Consider the following 16,595-nt stretch of genomic DNA (forward strand, 5'->3'; position numbering starts at 1 on the left):
TGGGCTAGCCCTGGCGCTCACCCGCCCACCATTCGTCCGCCGTGGGCAGCGTGCCGTAGCTTTGGCGCAGAGCGTTGGACCAATGGTCGCGCACATGCTGGAAATAGCTGTCGGTCTCGGTGATGCGGCGGTGAATGCGCAATTGCATATCGTCGCGGTGGTAGACCGCAAGGTCGATGGGCATGCCGACAGACAGGTTGCTGCGCAGGGTGCTGTCCATGGAGACCAGCACCAGCTTCACCCCGTCCTGCACCGGCGTATCGTAAGAGACGACACGATCCAGGATGGGCTTGCCGTACTTGTGCTCCCCGATCTGCAGGTAGGGCGTTTCGGGCGTCGCTTCGATGAAGTTGCCGGGCGAATAAATCTGGAACAGGCGCATGCCCCGGCCCCGGATCTGTCCCCCCAGCAGGAACGACGCGTCGAAGCCCACACCCTGCGCCTTCATGGCCAGGCCGTCGCTGTTGTAGACATCGCGGATGGCGGCGCCCACCAGCTGCGCGGCGCGGAACATGGACGGGACGGTGGCCAGCGTTTCCGGATCGGCATCGCCGATGGAAACGCCTTCGTGCAGGCGGTTCACCACCGACTGGCTGATGGACAGGTTCCCCGCCGTCAGCAGGACCATGCAGCGCTCACCCGGGGTTTCGAACCGGTGCATCTTGCAGAAGGTGGAGATGTTGTCGACCCCGGCGTTGGTGCGGGTATCGGAGAGCATCACCAGCCCGGCTTTCAGAAACAGGGCGACGCAATAGGTCATCTTCAGGCCTCGACATGCGGGACGCCATCCTCGACGGGCGGCTTTCTTCCTCAAGTGAGGGATGGGCGCCCCGACGGACAGGGCCCCTATCCCCATGCCCCGTCATACCCCGAAACCGGCGACTGCCACCAGGGGGTGCGCACGTTAAGTATTGGCGACGGCCCGGAAACGCAATGAATGGATCCGGACCCAGGGAAAGCCCGGGTCCGGATCCCCTCGCGGCGGCTCAGCGGACGTTGAGGTAGAAGCCGCTGATCTCCTGGCCCAGGCGCAGCATGTCGTCGATGAACTGCGTCACGTATTCGTGCAAGCCGAACTGGAAGATGTCCTCCACCCGGCCATAGCGCAGCCGGGCGTGGATTTCGCCCGCCAGGCGGTGGCACTCGCCCCGCTGGCCGCCATAGCGCACGGCCAGGGCCTCAAGCAGGTCCACCACATGGGCTAGGCAGGCCACCAGGGACCGGGGCATTTCCGGCCGCAGGATCAGCAGCTCGGCGATCAGCCAGGGCTTCAGCCGGTCATGATAGACCCAGTGATAGCTGCGCAGGGCGGAGACGGCCCGCAGGATGCTCTGCCACTGATAATAATCCAGCACCCCGCCCACGCCCTCATGGTCGGGCAGCAGGACGTGATACTTGACGTCCAGGATGCGGGCGGTGTTGTCCGCCCGTTCCAGCAGCGTGCCCAGATGGGTGAACAGATAGCCGTCGTTGCGCAGCATGGTGTTGGCATAGCTGCCGCAGAACAGCAGGGACCGCTGGACCACCCAGTCCATCAGGCCGGGCAAGCTGTCCGCCGCCAGGCGGTCGGCCTTCAAGGCCCGGGTCTGCTGCCAGGTCTCGTTCAGCGCCTCCCACGTGTCCACGGTCAGGGCGGTGCGCACCGCCCGGCCGTTGCGGCGGGCGGTTTCGATGCAGGACACGATGCTGGACGGGTTTTCCGGGTCCAGCACCAGGTAATCCAGCACCAGGGAGGGCACGATCTCCCCATGCTTGGCGAGGTAGCCCGGCTCCGTGCCTGTGGCGATCAGGGTGGAACGCCATTCGTTGCCCGGATTGTCCAGGGACAGCGACATGTTGGACATGCGGTTGCCCACCTGCACCAGGCGCGCGACGCTGGCTGCCCGCTCCATATAGCGGGCCAGCCAGAACAGTCCGTCTGCGGTACGGCTCAGCATTGGTCAGCGCTCCAGTACCCAGGTGTCTTTGGTGCCGCCGCCCTGGCTGGAGTTCACCACCAGGGAGCCCTCGCGCAGGGCCACGCGGGTGAGGCCGCCGGGCACCACCCGGATCTCCCGCCCGTTCAGCACGAAAGGCCGCAGGTCGACATGGCGGGGCGCGATGCCCTGCTCGACAAAGGTCGGGCAGGTGGACAGCGCCAGCGTCGGCTGGGCGATATAGTCGGCCGGCCGCGCCTTGATGCGGTCGGCGAACACCGCCCGGTCGGCGGCGGTGGACTGCGGCCCGATCAGCATGCCGTAGCCGCCGGACCCGCGCGTCTCCTTCACCACCAGTTCGTGCAGGTGCTCCAGCACGTACTTGCGGTCGTCGTCCCGTTCGCAGAGATAGGTGGGGACGTTCAACAGGATGGGCTCTTCCCCAAGGTAGAAGCGGATCATTTCGGGGACGAAAGGATAGATCGCCTTGTCGTCCGCGATGCCGGTGCCGACGGCGTTGGCCAGGGTGACCCGGCCGGCGCGGTAGGCCGCGAACAGGCCGGGCACGCCCAGGGCGCTGTCGGGACGGAAGGTCAGCGGGTCCAGATAATCATCGTCGATACGGCGGTACAGCACGTCCACCCGTTTCGGCCCCTGGGTGGTGCGCATGTAGACGAAACCCTCGTCCACGAACAGGTCGCCACCCTCCACCAGTTCCACGCCCATCTCATCGGCCAGGAACGAGTGTTCGTAATAGGCGCTGTTGTAGGACCCGGGCGTCAGCACCGCCACGGTGGGCGCGTCGCGGCAGGCGGGCGGCGCCACCGACTTCAGCGTGTCCAGCAGGTCTTCCGGGTAGTGGGAGACGGGCGCCAGCTTGTGCATGCCGCAGAGGTCGGGCAGCAGGCGCAGCATGGCCTCGCGGTTCTCCAGCATGTAGGAGACGCCGGACGGCGTGCGGCAATTGTCTTCCAGCACATAGAAATTGTCCGCATCCAGTCGGACGATGTCGATGCCCGCCACATGGGTGTAGGCGCCAGCCGGGGGCAGGAAGCCCTGCATCTCGGGCCGGAAGCTTTCGTTCCCCAGCACCATGCGTTCCGGCACCTTGCCCGCGCGCAGGATGTGGCGTTCACCGTAGACATCGGCCAGGAAGGCGTTCAGCGCCTTCACCCGCTGGTGCAGGCCCAGCGACAGCCTGTCCCATTCGGCCCGCGCCAGCACGCGGGGAATGATGTCGAAGGGGATCAACCGTTCCGGATCTCCGCCTTCCGTGTACACCGCGAAGGTGATGCCCACACGCCGGAACAGCGTCTCCGCCTCGCGGCGCTTCAGTTCCAGTTTGTCGGACGGCATTTCGCGCAGCCATCGTTCGATGTCCGCATACGGGCCGCGCACCTCATCCGACATGCCCATTTCATTGAATGGACCGTCTGCTTTCGCCATAAACCCCTTCCCCATCGATAGGCCCGACTGATTGGTTGAGCAAGAGCCACGCCAACTCGGCCTAGCCTAGGAACTGCCCAGGAAATATGCGTTCCGCCAAGGACGCAAAAGCATGGGCGCCCAATGCGCAGGCAATGGCCCGCCGTTCATCGCCCATAAATTGTGCAGATGCCATCATGGCCCCGGCAGGCGCCCGATGCGGGCCGTTGCGGCGATATGATCACGGGTTTCCTCCTCAACCGAGCGCCGGCCGCCGTGGCAACCAAAAGGCGCGCTTATCCTTGTCAGCCTTCAATCGAACAGGCCCTGCGCCAGGTCAAGACCCGGCCAGGACAGTCAAAAGAAGTTCATTTGAGGGAACAGGGTTTCAACCGGCGGCTTCTATCGCTTAAGCCAAGTCCCGGCGGCCCATTTCGTCTAGAAAAGCGCTAGCCGCGCGGCTTAGCCCGCGATCAGGATGACGCACCAAAGTGAAGGCGCGCGGGGCCAGGGTCAGCGGCACGGGATGCAGCAACCCCACTTCGATGCTGCCGCTGGCGACGGAGGCCGACAGCGCCGCCGCGCCGCCGCCCGCCTCCACCGCCGCCCGCACCGCCTCATTCGAGGGCAGTTCCAGCGCGATGCGCAACCGGGCGGTATCCACGCCCAGATCCGCCAGCGCCGCCAGGAAGGCGGAACGGGTGCCGGAGCCCTGTTCCCGCATGATCCAGGGCGTCTCATGCAGGTCGGCCGGCGCCACCGTCTCGCGGAAGGCCCAGGGATGATGCGGGGCCACCACCACCACCAGCTGGTCCAGCGCCACCTGGTGGGCGGACAGGTCGGGGCTGTCCACCGCCCCCTCGACGAAGCCCAGGTCGGCCGTGCCGTCCAGCACGGCGGCCGCCACCTGCGCCGTATTGCCGATGGTGAGGTCCAGGTCCACGCCCGGGTGCCGGTCGCGGAAGGCCACCAGGTGGCGCGGCAGCCAATAGCTGGCGATGGTCTGGCTGGCCTGCACCCGCAACTGCCCCCGCTGCAGGCCCGACAGTTCGGCCAGCGCCCGTTCGGCCATGTCGGCCCGGGCCAGCACGGCCTTGGCCTCCGCCAGGAACAGGCGGCCGGCCTCCGTCAGGGTGATGCCGCGGCCCACGCGGTTGAACAGGGCCGTCTGATAGCGATCCTCCAGCGCCGCGACAGCGGCGCTGGCCGCCGACTGCGCCAGGTTCAGGGCGCGCGCCGCCTGGGTCACGTGCTGGCGTTCCGCCACCGCCACGAAGATGCGCAACTGTTCCAGGGTCAAGGGATGGGCCCGCCGTCAGGGTGCCGCCGGAAGCGGCGGCGTCGCCGCCACTGTAGCGCAGGCGCGGGCAGCACGGCATCATTGTCCGGAAGCGGGCAACCAGGCTGTCCGGAAACGGACAAGGCGCGGTTCCGGACAGCGCCCCGAGGCCTTGGCGCTAAGCGATCCCAAGGGCTTAAGCGGTGGTCCGCCCTTTGCTTGCGGGCGCGGCGATCCCGAAAACGGGTGGGGAATAGGGAAGCGACCATGCTGTACATCGCGGCAAGCCAGGCCATCCGGTCCTTGCGGCAGGTGAAGGCCGACATCGTCATCAGCCTGGCGGGGCTGGTGGTCGGGCTGACGGCCAGCCTGTTGATGGCCTTGCTGATCCGCGACCAGATGGCCTACGACACCTTCCTGCCCGACCATGCCCAGCTGTACCTGGTGGACAGCGTGCTGGCGCCGGTGGACGAGGACCAGGAGCCGGGCCCCCTGGTGCGCTGGCGCACCCCGCCCGACCTGGCCGCCACGCTGGTGGCGGAGGCGCCGGAGGTGGAGGCCGCCGCCCGCCTGCTGGACGACGCCCGCAAGATCCGGCGGGGAGGTGCCGCCTTCCGCGAGTTCGTCACCTGGGTCGACCCCTCCTTCGCCGCCATCATGCACCTGCCGGCGGTGGAGGGCGACCTGAAGGAAAGCCTGGCCGACCCGGGTGCCGTGGCCCTGACGCAGACCATGGCGCGCAAGCTGTTCGGGCCGGAATCCCCCCTGGGCAAGCGCATCGACCTGGATGAGCGCACCACGCTGCGCGTGCGCGCCGTGCTGAGGGACCTGCCCTTCCGCAGCCATATGCGGGAGGTGATGATCCTGGCGTCCTCCGCCTCGCCCTATTCGCCCTTCAGCACCCCCCAGCCCCGTGTCGACGGGCCACGGGCGGATGGCGACCAGACGGCGGCGCGGGCGCCGGGCGACGTCTACACCTATGTCCGCCTTCGGGACGGCGCCGACCCGGCGGCGGCGCAACGGACGCTGGACGAGCTGGCCGCCCGGCATTGGGGGGCGGGGCATGCGGGCGGGCAGTCGCCGCAGCTGGTGCCGATGACCGGCCTGCAGCTGCACGCCGGCCTGAACCCCGACCGGCTGAACCGCATGTACATGATCGGCGGCATCGCCCTGCTGACCCTGCTGATCCCCTGCATCAACTTCATCAACATGGCCACGGCCCGGGCCACCCGCCGCGCCGTGGAGGTGGGGGTGCGCAAGATGGGCGGCGCGCGGCGGCGCGACCTGGTGACGCAATTCATGCTGGAAACGCTGATCCTGGTGGGCATCGCCATGGTCATCGCCCTGTCGCTGACCGAACTGGCCATCCCCCCGGTCAACCGCTTCCTCGACGCGCGGCTGTCGCTGGACGCCGCCTCGCCCGAGGTGGGGGCCATCGTGGCCGGCCTGGGCGTGGGCGTCACGCTGCTGGCCGGGTTCTACCCCGCCCTGGTGCTGGCGGCGCACCGGCCGGTGGCCATCCTGAAGGGCAGCGGCCCGGGGACGGCGGCCCCGGTGGTGGACCGGACGGCCCGGGTGCGCCAGGTCCTGATGATGGGGCAGTTCATGCTGCTGGTCATGCTGCTGGTGGGGGCCTCGGTCACCTATCGCCAGCAACAGCTGCTGACCCGCGACCGCGTGTCCTATGACACCGCCGACATCCTGATCCTGGACGCCAGCTGCCCGGAATCCATCCGCGTCGGCCTGCAGCACATCGACGGGGTGAAGGGCGTGGGCTGCACCGGCATGGAAAGCCTGGAGCGCAGCCGCCCCCTGGTGACGGCCACGCTGAACGATGGCCACGCCGTCCGCCTGAACCGCGTGGCGGCCGACCCGGGCTTCCTGCCCGTATTCCACCTGCCCGCCCTGGCCGGGCAACTGCCGGACCCGAAGCGGCCCAGCACCGTGCGCCACAAGGTGGTGATCAACGAGACGGCCGCGCGGGCCCTGGGCAACGACATGCCGGAAGACGCCATTGGCCAGACGCTGCACCTGCCGGGCGTGGACGGCGACGTACAGGTGGCGGCGGTGGTGCCCGACTTCCCCATGGGGTCGCTGCAGGACAAGATCGCCCCGACCTTCTTCGTCAGCGATCCCGGCGGGTATGAGCTGATGTACGTGAAGCTGGCGCCGGGCGACCGCACCCGCACGCTGGCCGCCATCGACGCCCTGTGGCGCCGCATGGGGGAGTTGGCGCCCAGCGACCGCTATTTCTTCGACGATCACCTGAACTCGCTGACCAGCCTGATCCGGCATGAGACGCAGATGATCACCCTGTTCAGCCTGATCAACCTGGGCATGGCCTGCGCCGGCATCTACGGCCTGTCGGCCGTGACGGCGGAGCGGCGGACCAAGGAGATCGGGGTGCGCAAGGTCTACGGCGCCTCGCTGGCCGACATCCTGCGCCTGCTGCTATGGCAGTTCGCCAAGCCGGTGCTGCTGGCCAGCGCGCTGGCCTGGCTGCCGGCCTACCTGTTCCTGCGCCGCTGGCTGGCCGGCTTCGCCTATCACGTGGACATCGGCCCCTGGACCTTCCTGGGCCCCACCGCCCTGGCCCTGGCCATCGCCGCCGCCACCGTGGCCGGCCAGACCATCCTGGTCGCCCGCGCCCGGCCGGTGCTGGCGCTGCGGTACGAATAAGGGGACTGCCCATGCTGGCTACCATCCTGCGCCTGGCCCTGCGTGGTATCCGGCGCACCCGGGCCGACGTGCTGATCACCTTCGTCGGCATGGCCATCGGCCTGACGGCGGCACTGATGATGGCGCTGCTGACCCGCGACATCATGACCTACAGCCGCGACATCCCCCTCCATGGCCGGACATACATGGTGACGGGCACGGTGATCACGCCTGGGCAGGCCCCCGCCCAGATGTGGATGACACCCGCCCCCCTGGCCGGGCTGATGGCGGCGGGCATGCCCGATGTCGAGGTGGTCACCCGTTTCATCGGCAACCCACAAATCATCCGGCGGGGTGACATCGCCTTTCGCGAGGTCGTCATCTGGGCCGACCCCACCCTGTTCCAGGTTCTGCCGCTGCCCGTGGTGGCCGGGGATCCCGCCACGGCGCTGGCCACCACCGATGGCGTGGTGCTGACGCGGTCCCTGGCGCGCAAGCTGTTCAGCCAGGACGCGCCGCTGGACCAGACGGTGGACATGGGCGGACAGTCCTTCCTCGTCATGGCCGTGGTCGAGGATTCGCCGGCGCGCGGGGCGCTGCATGATGGCAGCGCCTTCGCCTCGGGCCTAAACGCCAAATCCAGCCTGACCGCCGCCGCCGGTGACACCCGCATGAATCCGGCCGGCTTCAACCCCGTCTTCACCCATTTCCGCCTGAAGGCCGGCGCCAGCGCCGCGGCGGCCGACCGGGCCCTGAACGAACTGCTGGCCCGGCACCGGCAGGCTGACGACGTGGGGCAGATGAAGCTGCGCGGCGTGGCGTTGAACGACATCCCGCTGGATCCGGAATTGAGCCCCCGGTCACGGGCCCTGATGGCCATGATGCTGGTCATCACCACCATGACCTTGATCGTCCCCTGCATCAATTTCGTGGCGCTGGCCACGGCACGGGCGGGCCAGCGGGCCATGGAGATCGGCATCGCCAAGCTGAGCGGCGCCCGCCGCCGCCACTTGATTACCCAATTCCTGCTGGAGACGACGCTGTTGGTGGCCGTCGCCATGGTGGTGGCCATGTCGTTCACCGAACTGGCCCTGGGCCCGGCCAACCGCATTTTGCATACCGAGATGGCGTTGGAACTGGCGGCGCCCGACGTCATCGCCATCATCCTGGGCCTGGTGCTGGCGGTGGGCATGCTGGCCGGGGCGTATCCCGCCTTCGTCCTGTCGTCATACCGGCCAGGCGCCATCCTGAGGGGGGCCGGCGGGGGCGGCGATCGGTCGAGCCGCATCCGCCAGGCCCTGGTGGTGGGGCAGTTCATGCTGCTGATCGCCCTGCTGAGCGTCACGCTGGTGGTGCATCGGCAGGAGGTCATGCTGACCCACGCCCGCCTGCCCTACGACCCGTCCAATATCGTGGTCTTGCAGGGCACTTGTCCGGCCGCGCTGCGCGACCGCCTGGCGGCGGCGGACGGCGTGCGGAGCATGGCTTGCGCCGACAGGGAATCCTTGTCGCCCCAGGGTGGTGCGTCCTACAAGGCCACCCTGCCGGACGGCAGCACGGTGGCCTTGGGCGGCGTGAATGCCGACGCGGCCTTCCTGTCCCTGTTCCATATCGAACCCTTGGCCGGCCGGCTGTTCGATCCCGCCCGCGCCCAGGAGGCGGGCACGCCCCAGCCCGGCAACACCGTGATCGTGAACGAGACGGCGGCCCACACGCTGGGCTGGGGCCGGGCGGAAGAGATCGTCGGCCAGACCCTGAACCTGTCCCTGTATGGCTATGAGAGCCGGCTGGAGGTGGTGGGCGTGGTCCCCGATTTTTCCCTGGGCGACCTGGAAGGGAAAATCCCACCCCTGCTGTTCCGGGTGCGGGGGCGGGAAAACGACACCACCAATGACGGCTTGATCTATGTGAAGCTGAAGGACAGCGGTGCCACCACCCTGGCCGCCGTCGATGCCGCCTGGCGGGCGCTCAACCCCGGCGTGCCGGTGCAGCGCTTCTTCTTCGACGACCACGTTGCCATGCTGACCCTGATCATCCGGCTTGAGGCGCAAATCTTCATCCTGTTCAGCGCCGTCAACGTGCTGATGGCCTGCGCCGGCATCTATGGCCTGTCCGCCTTCACGGCCGAGCGGCGCACCAAGGAGATCGGGGTGCGCAAGGTTTATGGCGCTTCCGTCGCCGACATCGTCCGCCTGCTGTTGTGGCAGTTCGCCAAGCCCGTGCTGCTGGCCGGCGTGCTGGTCTGGATCCCGACCTACTGGGGCCTGCGCCAGTGGCTGGACAGCTTTGCCACCCACGTCGATGTTGGGCCCTTCACCCTGCTGGCCCCCACCGCCCTGGCCCTGGCGATCGCCGGGCTGACGGTGGCGGGCCAATCGATGCGGGTGGCCAAAGCCAAGCCGATACGGGCCCTGCGTTACGAGTAAGGCGTCACGCCCACACCGTCACGATTAGCACCAGGCTCAGGCCGGCGATGAACAGGCTGGCCAGGGCGCCCAGGGCCAGGGGGGCGATGCCCTTGGCGGCCATGCGGCCGACGTGGGTGTGCAGGCCCATGGCGGCCAGGGCCAGGGTCAGCAGGCTGGTGGTCACGCCGGGGGCCCAGTCCTTCACCACGGCGGGAACGGCGTGCAGGCTGTTCAGGGCGACCAGCGCCACGAAGCCCAGGATGAACCACGGCATGGGCATGGGCTTGCCGCCCGTGCCTTCCCGCCGGCGGCGCAGGGCGCCCAGCGACAGGACCAGGGGGGCCAGCATGGCCACGCGGGTGAGCTTGGCCACCGTGCCGAATTCCCCGGCCTGCTGGCCCGACTGGAAAGCGGCGGCCACCACCTGGGCGATCTCATGGATGGATGCGCCGGCCCACAGGCCCACGGCGCGGGGCGCCAGATGCAAGGCGGCACCCAGGGCCGGATAGCTGAGCATGGCGATGCTGCCGAAGACGGTGACGCAGGCGACGGCGTAGGCCGCATCCTCATCATCGGCCTGGGTGACGGTGTTGGCCGCGACCACGGCCGAGGCGCCACAGATCGAGGTGCCGGCGGCGATCAGTTCGGCCAGCGGCGCCGGCACGCCCAGCCAGCGGCCCACCGTCTTGGTGAAAACGAAGGTGGCCACCAGGCTGACGGCGATGATGGCGACGCCCGTGGGCCCCACCGCCGCCACCTGGGCCGCCGTCAACTGCAGGCCCAGCATGGCCACGGCGATGCGCAACAGGCGCTTCAGCACGAAGGTCACCCCCGCCTGCGTCACCCTGGGCAGGCCGATCGCGCTGCGCAGCGCGATACCCACCACCACGGCCAGGATCATGGGGCTGAACAATCCCAGGGCGGGCACGCGGTGCAGGGCAAGGCCGGCCGCCGCCGGGATGAGGCAGTAGACCAGGCCCGGGACCAGGCGGGTGGCGGAAGCCAGCGTGGGCCAGCGGACGGCGTGTGCGGCGGCGGTATGGGCGGTGTGGACCATGGTGGCGGTGCCTTGATGCGAAAGGGGCGCGACCCCATTGGACCGCGCCCCCAAACATCGCCATTTCACACAAAACCATCCAACAGATTGTTCTGTTGATATCGATCTTATTTTTAGATCAATCGGCGGCAACCTTGTGATGATGCCCGTGCGCCTTGCCGGCCACCTTGCCCTTGGCGGCCTTGCCCGCCACCGTCACTCCCTTGGCGTGGGCATGGCCCTTGGATGCCGCATGGGCCGTCCCATGCCGGCCGGCGTGACCCGAGGCCACGCGCTGGCGCGCGGCGGCGTGGCCGCGCCGCTGCACCGGGGCCACGGCGACGTGCACGGTGCGGGCCCGGCCGGCGTGGGCGACGCGGCCGGTGCCCCGGGCGCGGGCAACGCGGGTCAGGGGGCGGCCGGCGGCCAGCGCCACCAGCTTGGGGTCGGTGTCGCGGTTGGCGAAGGCGTTGTCCAGCAGGGTTTCCATCAGCTTGTCGCGGGTCTTGGCGCTGCTGCCGCCGAACACCACGCCGAACAGGCGGCGCCCGTCATGCACGGCGGAGGATACCAGGTTGGAACCGGAGGCGTTGGTGAAGCCGGTCTTCATGCCGTCCATGCCGGGGTAACGGTACATGAGGCGGTTGTGGCCGGTGAGGTGGCGTCCCTCGAAATCGAACTCGCGCGTGGCGAAGTAGTGATAGTCCTGGGGGAAGTCGCGGTGCAGGGCCATGGCCAGGCGCGACATGTCGCGCGCCGTCGTCACCTGCTCGCGATCAGGCAGGCCGGAAGCATTGCGGAACACGGTGTTGGTCATGCCCAGCTGGTGGGCCTTGTCCGTCATCATGCGGGCGAACACCTGTTCGCTGCCGCCGGCCAGGGCCTCGCCCACCACGGTGGCGCCGTCGTTGGCGGAAATGACGATCATGCCCAGGACGCAGTCCTTGACGCTGACCGTCTGCCCAACCTCCAGCCCCAGCTTGGTCGGTTCCTTGTTGGCGGCGTTGCGCGACACCGGCAACTCATCCTCCCAATGCAGGCGCCCCTGGTGGATGGCCTCGAAGGTGAGGTAGAGCGTCATCATCTTGGTCAGCGACGCCGGATGGTTCTGCTCATCCGGGTTCACGGCGTTCAGCACCTCGCCCGTGCCGCCGTCGACCACCAGGGAGGCGTAGCCCGCCTGCGCCGGATGGGCCGCCCCCAAGCCGACGGCCACCGCCCCCAGCGCCGCGACGACGGCCCCCAGCCGGCCCAGAACACGCCGCGCCACCCCAATCGCCCCCTTGAAACCCACCGTGCCGCTCCTCTCGCCCCTAGGGAATGAAATACTGTCCCTAGGGGTAGAAGATTCAACGGATTCTGTCCAGGTATTGGGTGGGATAAAGATGACGCAACAAGATAAAGGGTGATTCACCCCTTGCCACCGTGCTCTCCCGCCCGGCTGCCGGCGCGGCGCTGCTGATCCTGGGCGTCGTCCTGGTCCGCCGATAGCGATCTGCCGGTGCCGCCGATGCGTGATATCGGAAAGCCCGATTTTACCGCCCTGTCCCCGCCTTCTAGTTTAGGGGCGTCATGGTTCGGAGGCCGGCGGAAAAAGCCCGCCCCGGACATGACAGGAGGATAACGGACCGGCGCCCGCGCCCGTCCCCAGGGAGGGTATGTGACGTGGCTTCCAAAAGTCGGACGGCCGGCCTGCCGCAGGGCCTGGCGCTGCTACTGCCCAGCACGATGTCGGTGATGGGCGTCGTCGTGCTGGCACCGGTGTTGCCGCAAATGCTGGCGCATTTCAAGGACATGCCCCAGGCCGATTACTGGGTGCCCATGATCCTGACGACACCGGCCCTGTGCGTGGCCCTGTTCTCCGCCCCCGCCGGCTGGCTGGCCGACCGCTTCGGCCGCCGCCGGCTGCTGATGCTGTCAATGCTGCTGTACGCCGTCTGTGGCGTCGCCCCGCTGGTCCTTGATGATTTCCGCGCCATCCTGGCCAGCCGCGTGGTGGTGGGGGTAACCGAGGCCGCCGTCATGACCCTGACCACCACCTTGATCGGCGACTACTTCAAGGGGCACCAGCGGGAGAAATGGCTGGCGCTGCAGACCGCCGTCGCCTCCATCTCCGCCGTGGCGCTATTCGTCATCGGCGGCGCGCTGGGCAGCATCAGCTGGCGGGCCCCTTTCGCCGTGTATGCCAGCAGCCTGCTTCTGCTGGCCGGCATCCACTTCTTCACCTGGGAGCCGGAGGAGACGGCGGACCTCCTCCAGCATCCCGAGGCGCACCGGAAGGTGGCCTTCCCATGGGGGCGCCTGGGCGGCATCTGCGCCATCACCGCCTTTGCCGCCGTGCTGTTCTATACCGTGCAGGTGGACCTGTCCCTGGCGCTCACTGGCCGGGGCATCACCGACCCCGCCGCCATCGGCGGAATGACGGCGGCGGCCAGCCTGGCGGTGCCGGTGGGCACCCTGGCCTTCCAACGCCTCTCCGGCCTGCCCGTGACCGTGCTGTTGCTGATGGCCTTCGCCCTCTGCGGCGCGGGCTTCAGCGGCATGGCGTTGGCAACCGGCCCTGGGTGGCTGCTGGCCTCCGTGGCGCTGGCCCAGTTCGGCTGCGGCCTCATCCTGCCCACCCTGCTGACCTGGGCCCTGCGCGGCCTGGCGTTCGAGATCCGCGGCCGGGCCACCGGCCTGTGGCAGGCGTCCTTCTTCGTCGGGCAGTTCCTGAGCGCCTTCGTCGTCACCACCCTGTCTCATCGCTTCGGCGACATCTTCAGCGCTTTCCTGGGCCTGGCCATCGCCAGCGGCATCGCCGCCGTGTTGGCGCTGGGCGGTCTGGCACTCATGGGCAACCGCGCCCAGGGAGCAACCGCGCCCGGGGCGCGCTGACGGTCCGGTCTTCCCTTACTCATGCGTCCAGCAAATCGGCCACCGCCTCGCCGATGGCGAGCGAGGAGGTCAGCCCCGGGCTCTCGATGCCGAACAGGGCCACCAGGCCCGGCAGGCCGTGGACCGGCTGCCCGTCCAGGCGGAAGTCGGGCTGCGCCTCCCCGGGACCGTGGATCTTGGGCCGCACGCCGGCGTAGTCCGGCACCAGGGCGCCATCCGGCAGGCCCGGCCAGAAACGGCGGATGTAGCGGTAGAAGCCGTCGGCGCGGCTGGGATCCACGCGATAGTCCGGCGCCTCGACATATTCCAGGTCGGGGCCGAAGCGCGCCTGCCCGCCCAGGTCGCGGCGATAGTGCACGCCCAAGGCGCCGGGTATCGGCGGCGGATAGACCAGGCGCTTGAACGGAGCCCGGCCATTGAGCGCGAAATAGCTGCCCTTGCCGTAGTGCGCCCGGGGGATCAGGTCGGCCGGGAAGCCCTCAATACGGGCCGCCACATCCTGGGCCGACAGGCCCGGCGCCGTCACCAGCAGACGGGTGGTGACGGTGGTGGGGTCGCGCCCACCCGTGCGCACGGCGAAACCGCCGCCTTCCAGTGGTGTCGCCCCCAACACCGGCGTGCCGGTGACGACGGCGCCGTCCCGCCCCTCGATCTCCCCGCGCAGCGCCACCATGTAGCCGTGGCTGTCGAAGATGCCGCTCTCGGGCGAGACCAGGGCGGCCACGGCGCGCAAGTCCGGCTCCAGCGCGTGGACCTCCGCCGCGCTCAACCAGCACATGCCTTCCACGTCGTTGATCCGGGCCTGGTTCAGAATGCCCTCCAGCCGGGGCAACTCCGCCTCTTCCGTCGCCACCACCAGCTTGCCGCACTTGTCATAGGTGACGCCGTGGGCGTCCAGGAAGGGGTACAGCATCCGCCGCCCGGCGACGCAGAACCGCGCCCGCAGCGAGCCCGTGGGGTAGTAGAGCCCCCCATGCGCCACCTCGGAATTACGGGACGACACGCCCTGGCCGATGGCGTCCTCCGCCTCCAGCACCGCGACGGTCAGGCCGCGCAGGGCCAGGGCGCGGCCGCAGGCCAGACCCACCGCCCCCGCCCCCACAACGATCGCGTCGAAATCCGAGTCCGCGCCGGCCATGCCCTGCTCCTATCCTGCACTCAGGGTCAAATCTGCCCGGACGGTGCGGCGTCGCGCAATGCCGCAGGCATAAACACCGCCCCAAACCTTTTGGAAGGGTCAAACCTTTAAGATAATTGCCGGCCCCGGGGGCCGGGGCGTATTACCTTGCGTCGGGTTCGTTTACCTGCCGGAAATATCCGCAGGCCATACTGGATGCTGTTGGCGCATGGGCTATGAGGTTGGAAGCATGGGGTTGAGCACGGCTTGCCGCGGCGGCCTTCGGGGCAGGACATGACCCCGGCGGAAGAGGATCGTGCCCGCACGCTGACCGACCTGGTGGACCGGCTGTCGCCCGAGGCCGCGCGCAAACTGTTCGAAGAGGTCGACTCCAGCCCGGACCAGAGCCGGGCCATGGTGCGCCGCGCCCTGATCCAGAAGCTGAACGCCCAGCGCCAGGCCCATGCCCGGCGCCAGTTTACCCAGCTGTTCGAACCCTTCCTGACCAGCGACCCCTGGCTGCTGCGGGAGGAATTCCACTGCCCCGGCAGCATCCACCCGCTGGACGTGGGCGGCCTGTGGTCCGCCCTGGCCGCCAAGCCGCTGGCGCCGCTGAGCCGCTCGGTGGATGAGACCCTGTCGGCCCTGGCCCAGGAACAACCGCTGTTCGTGGTGCTGCGCACGCCCAAGGCCCTGGCCCTGCGTGAGGAACTGCGTGTGGCCGCCGCCGCGCGGCTGTCACAAACCCTGCAGGACAAGGCCGCCACCAGGGATTTGCTGGAGGCGATGAACGCTTGGCGCCGGACGGAGGCGACGCGTAAGAACCTTGGGGTGGTGCCCCGCCCCCTGATGCTGGCCGACCTGTCGCTGCTGTACACGCTGCTGGAGAATGGCGGTCCCTATTCCCGTCTGGTCATGGGCCTGAATGGCGATGACGACAATGGCGGGGCCGACGGGGCCGCCGCCGTGCTGTCCTTCCAGGCGCCGGGCGTGCCGGCGGCCCAGGCCAACCAGCTGACCCTGCTGATGCCCCTGGTGCTGTTGAACCGCCACCGCGCCTATCGGCAGATGAGCGGCTATCTGGTGCAGGGCCCCACCGACTGGCAGCCGGTGCTGCTGTCGGCCCTGGTGCGCCACCTGGCCCGCACCTGCCAGGTCCTGGCCGATGAGCTGGGCGCCCTGGCCGGCGCCGGCGAGGTGGCCCGCCGCCCCCTGGTCGTCGCCTCGGAACGCCGGGAACTGCTGGAGCGGGAGCTGGTCTACCTGGATGACCTGCTGACCCTGTTCGACGAATTCGACCTGCTGCGCGACGGCCGCGAGGCCAGCCTGGCCCACGGCAACCTGGACACCATGATCAAGAAGGTGGAGGGCGCGCTGTACCCCTACCTGTCCATGCGCGTGTCGGTCACGGCCCATGCCAAAGGCCGGATGGCGCTGGACCATGCCGCGCTGGCCTGGGCGCTGGGCTACACCATGCGCTGGCGCAACACCCTGACGCGCAGCCTGCATTGGGGCACCCGCTACAGCGATTTCCGCGAGCGGCTGGTGGAGGACCTGACGAACGCCTACCGCGCCGCCTTCTCCCGCACCGAGGCGGGCGACAGCCGGGAGCGGCTGGGCCAGGCCGTGCGCGCGGCGGAGCTGTCACAGGCCGTGGGCGCCGATTTGCGCGAAAGCATGACCCTGCTGGACCAGGGGCTGGTGCAGACGGCCACCGACCGCCTGCGCGACGCCACGCCCATGACCGGCGCCGAGATGGCCCTGATCACCACCCTGCTGGCCAAGGCGCAGAATGAGTTGCGCCGCACCAAGCACTGGCGCGACGCCAACTTGGTGAACTTCGTCACCCTGGCGGAAAGCCGCGGGCTGAAAGGCTGAG

At 68.9% G+C, this 16,595-nt stretch carries 11 protein-coding genes; 4 read left to right on the forward strand and 7 right to left on the reverse strand.

Going from position 1 to position 16,595, the window contains the following annotated elements; translation table 11 throughout:
- Window positions 1–4: 4 nt before the first annotated feature.
- The 4 genes from FBZ89_RS00410 to FBZ89_RS00425 all read right to left on the reverse strand — a co-directional run bounded on the left by FBZ89_RS00410 (window position 5) and on the right by FBZ89_RS00425 (window position 4,641).
- Window positions 5–760 carry a proteasome-type protease gene (locus tag FBZ89_RS00410; protein WP_145748071.1) on the reverse strand — a complete coding sequence of 252 codons (756 nt, stop codon included), beginning with the start codon at window positions 758–760 and terminating at the stop codon, window positions 5–7.
- Between the two features lie 226 nt (window positions 761–986).
- Window positions 987–1,937, reverse strand: coding sequence for an alpha-E domain-containing protein (locus FBZ89_RS00415; RefSeq protein WP_145748072.1), 951 nt, complete (start codon window positions 1,935–1,937; stop codon window positions 987–989).
- 3 nt (window positions 1,938–1,940) lie between these two features.
- Window positions 1,941–3,362 carry a circularly permuted type 2 ATP-grasp protein gene (locus FBZ89_RS00420; protein WP_040846310.1) on the reverse strand — a complete coding sequence of 474 codons (1,422 nt, stop codon included), beginning with the start codon at window positions 3,360–3,362 and terminating at the stop codon, window positions 1,941–1,943.
- Window positions 3,363–3,750: 388 nt separating this feature from the next.
- Window positions 3,751–4,641 (reverse strand): LysR family transcriptional regulator, encoded by an 891-nt coding sequence (locus tag FBZ89_RS00425; protein ID WP_145748073.1) that lies wholly within the window; start codon window positions 4,639–4,641, stop codon window positions 3,751–3,753.
- 246 nt (window positions 4,642–4,887) lie between these two features.
- Here FBZ89_RS00425 and FBZ89_RS00430 point away from each other — a divergent pair, with 246 nt between their 5' ends.
- The gene (locus FBZ89_RS00430) at window positions 4,888–7,299 is read left to right on the forward strand and encodes an ABC transporter permease (protein ID WP_186457111.1); all 2,412 of its coding nucleotides are present in this window, start codon (window positions 4,888–4,890) and stop codon (window positions 7,297–7,299) included.
- An 11-nt stretch (window positions 7,300–7,310) separates the two neighbouring features.
- Window positions 7,311–9,704, forward strand: coding sequence for an ABC transporter permease (locus tag FBZ89_RS00435; protein ID WP_145748075.1), 2,394 nt, complete (start codon window positions 7,311–7,313; stop codon window positions 9,702–9,704).
- A gap of 4 nt (window positions 9,705–9,708) precedes the next feature.
- Here FBZ89_RS00435 and FBZ89_RS00440 read toward each other — a convergent pair whose 3' ends face one another.
- Complete coding sequence (locus FBZ89_RS00440) at window positions 9,709–10,743, reverse strand: YeiH family protein (protein ID WP_145748076.1); 1,035 nt, start codon at window positions 10,741–10,743, stop codon at window positions 9,709–9,711.
- A gap of 118 nt (window positions 10,744–10,861) precedes the next feature.
- Window positions 10,862–11,992: a D-alanyl-D-alanine carboxypeptidase family protein gene (locus FBZ89_RS00445; protein WP_211115053.1), complete on the reverse strand. Its 1,131-nt coding sequence runs from the start codon at window positions 11,990–11,992 to the stop codon at window positions 10,862–10,864.
- A gap of 395 nt (window positions 11,993–12,387) precedes the next feature.
- Between FBZ89_RS00445 and FBZ89_RS00450 the strand changes: the two genes are divergently transcribed.
- Window positions 12,388–13,599, forward strand: a complete 1,212-nt coding sequence (locus tag FBZ89_RS00450; protein ID WP_186457112.1) for an MFS transporter — start codon at window positions 12,388–12,390, stop codon at window positions 13,597–13,599.
- A 19-nt stretch (window positions 13,600–13,618) separates the two neighbouring features.
- Here FBZ89_RS00450 and FBZ89_RS00455 read toward each other — a convergent pair whose 3' ends face one another.
- Window positions 13,619–14,737 (reverse strand): NAD(P)/FAD-dependent oxidoreductase, encoded by a 1,119-nt coding sequence (locus FBZ89_RS00455; RefSeq protein ID WP_145748078.1) that lies wholly within the window; start codon window positions 14,735–14,737, stop codon window positions 13,619–13,621.
- Between the two features lie 273 nt (window positions 14,738–15,010).
- Here FBZ89_RS00455 and FBZ89_RS00460 point away from each other — a divergent pair, with 273 nt between their 5' ends.
- Window positions 15,011–16,594 carry a hypothetical protein gene (locus tag FBZ89_RS00460; protein ID WP_145748079.1) on the forward strand — a complete coding sequence of 528 codons (1,584 nt, stop codon included), beginning with the start codon at window positions 15,011–15,013 and terminating at the stop codon, window positions 16,592–16,594.
- The last annotated feature ends 1 nt before the right edge of the window (window position 16,595 follow it).

This window comes from Nitrospirillum amazonense, from assembly GCF_007828045.1.
Taxonomy (GTDB): domain Bacteria; phylum Pseudomonadota; class Alphaproteobacteria; order Azospirillales; family Azospirillaceae; genus Nitrospirillum; species Nitrospirillum amazonense_C.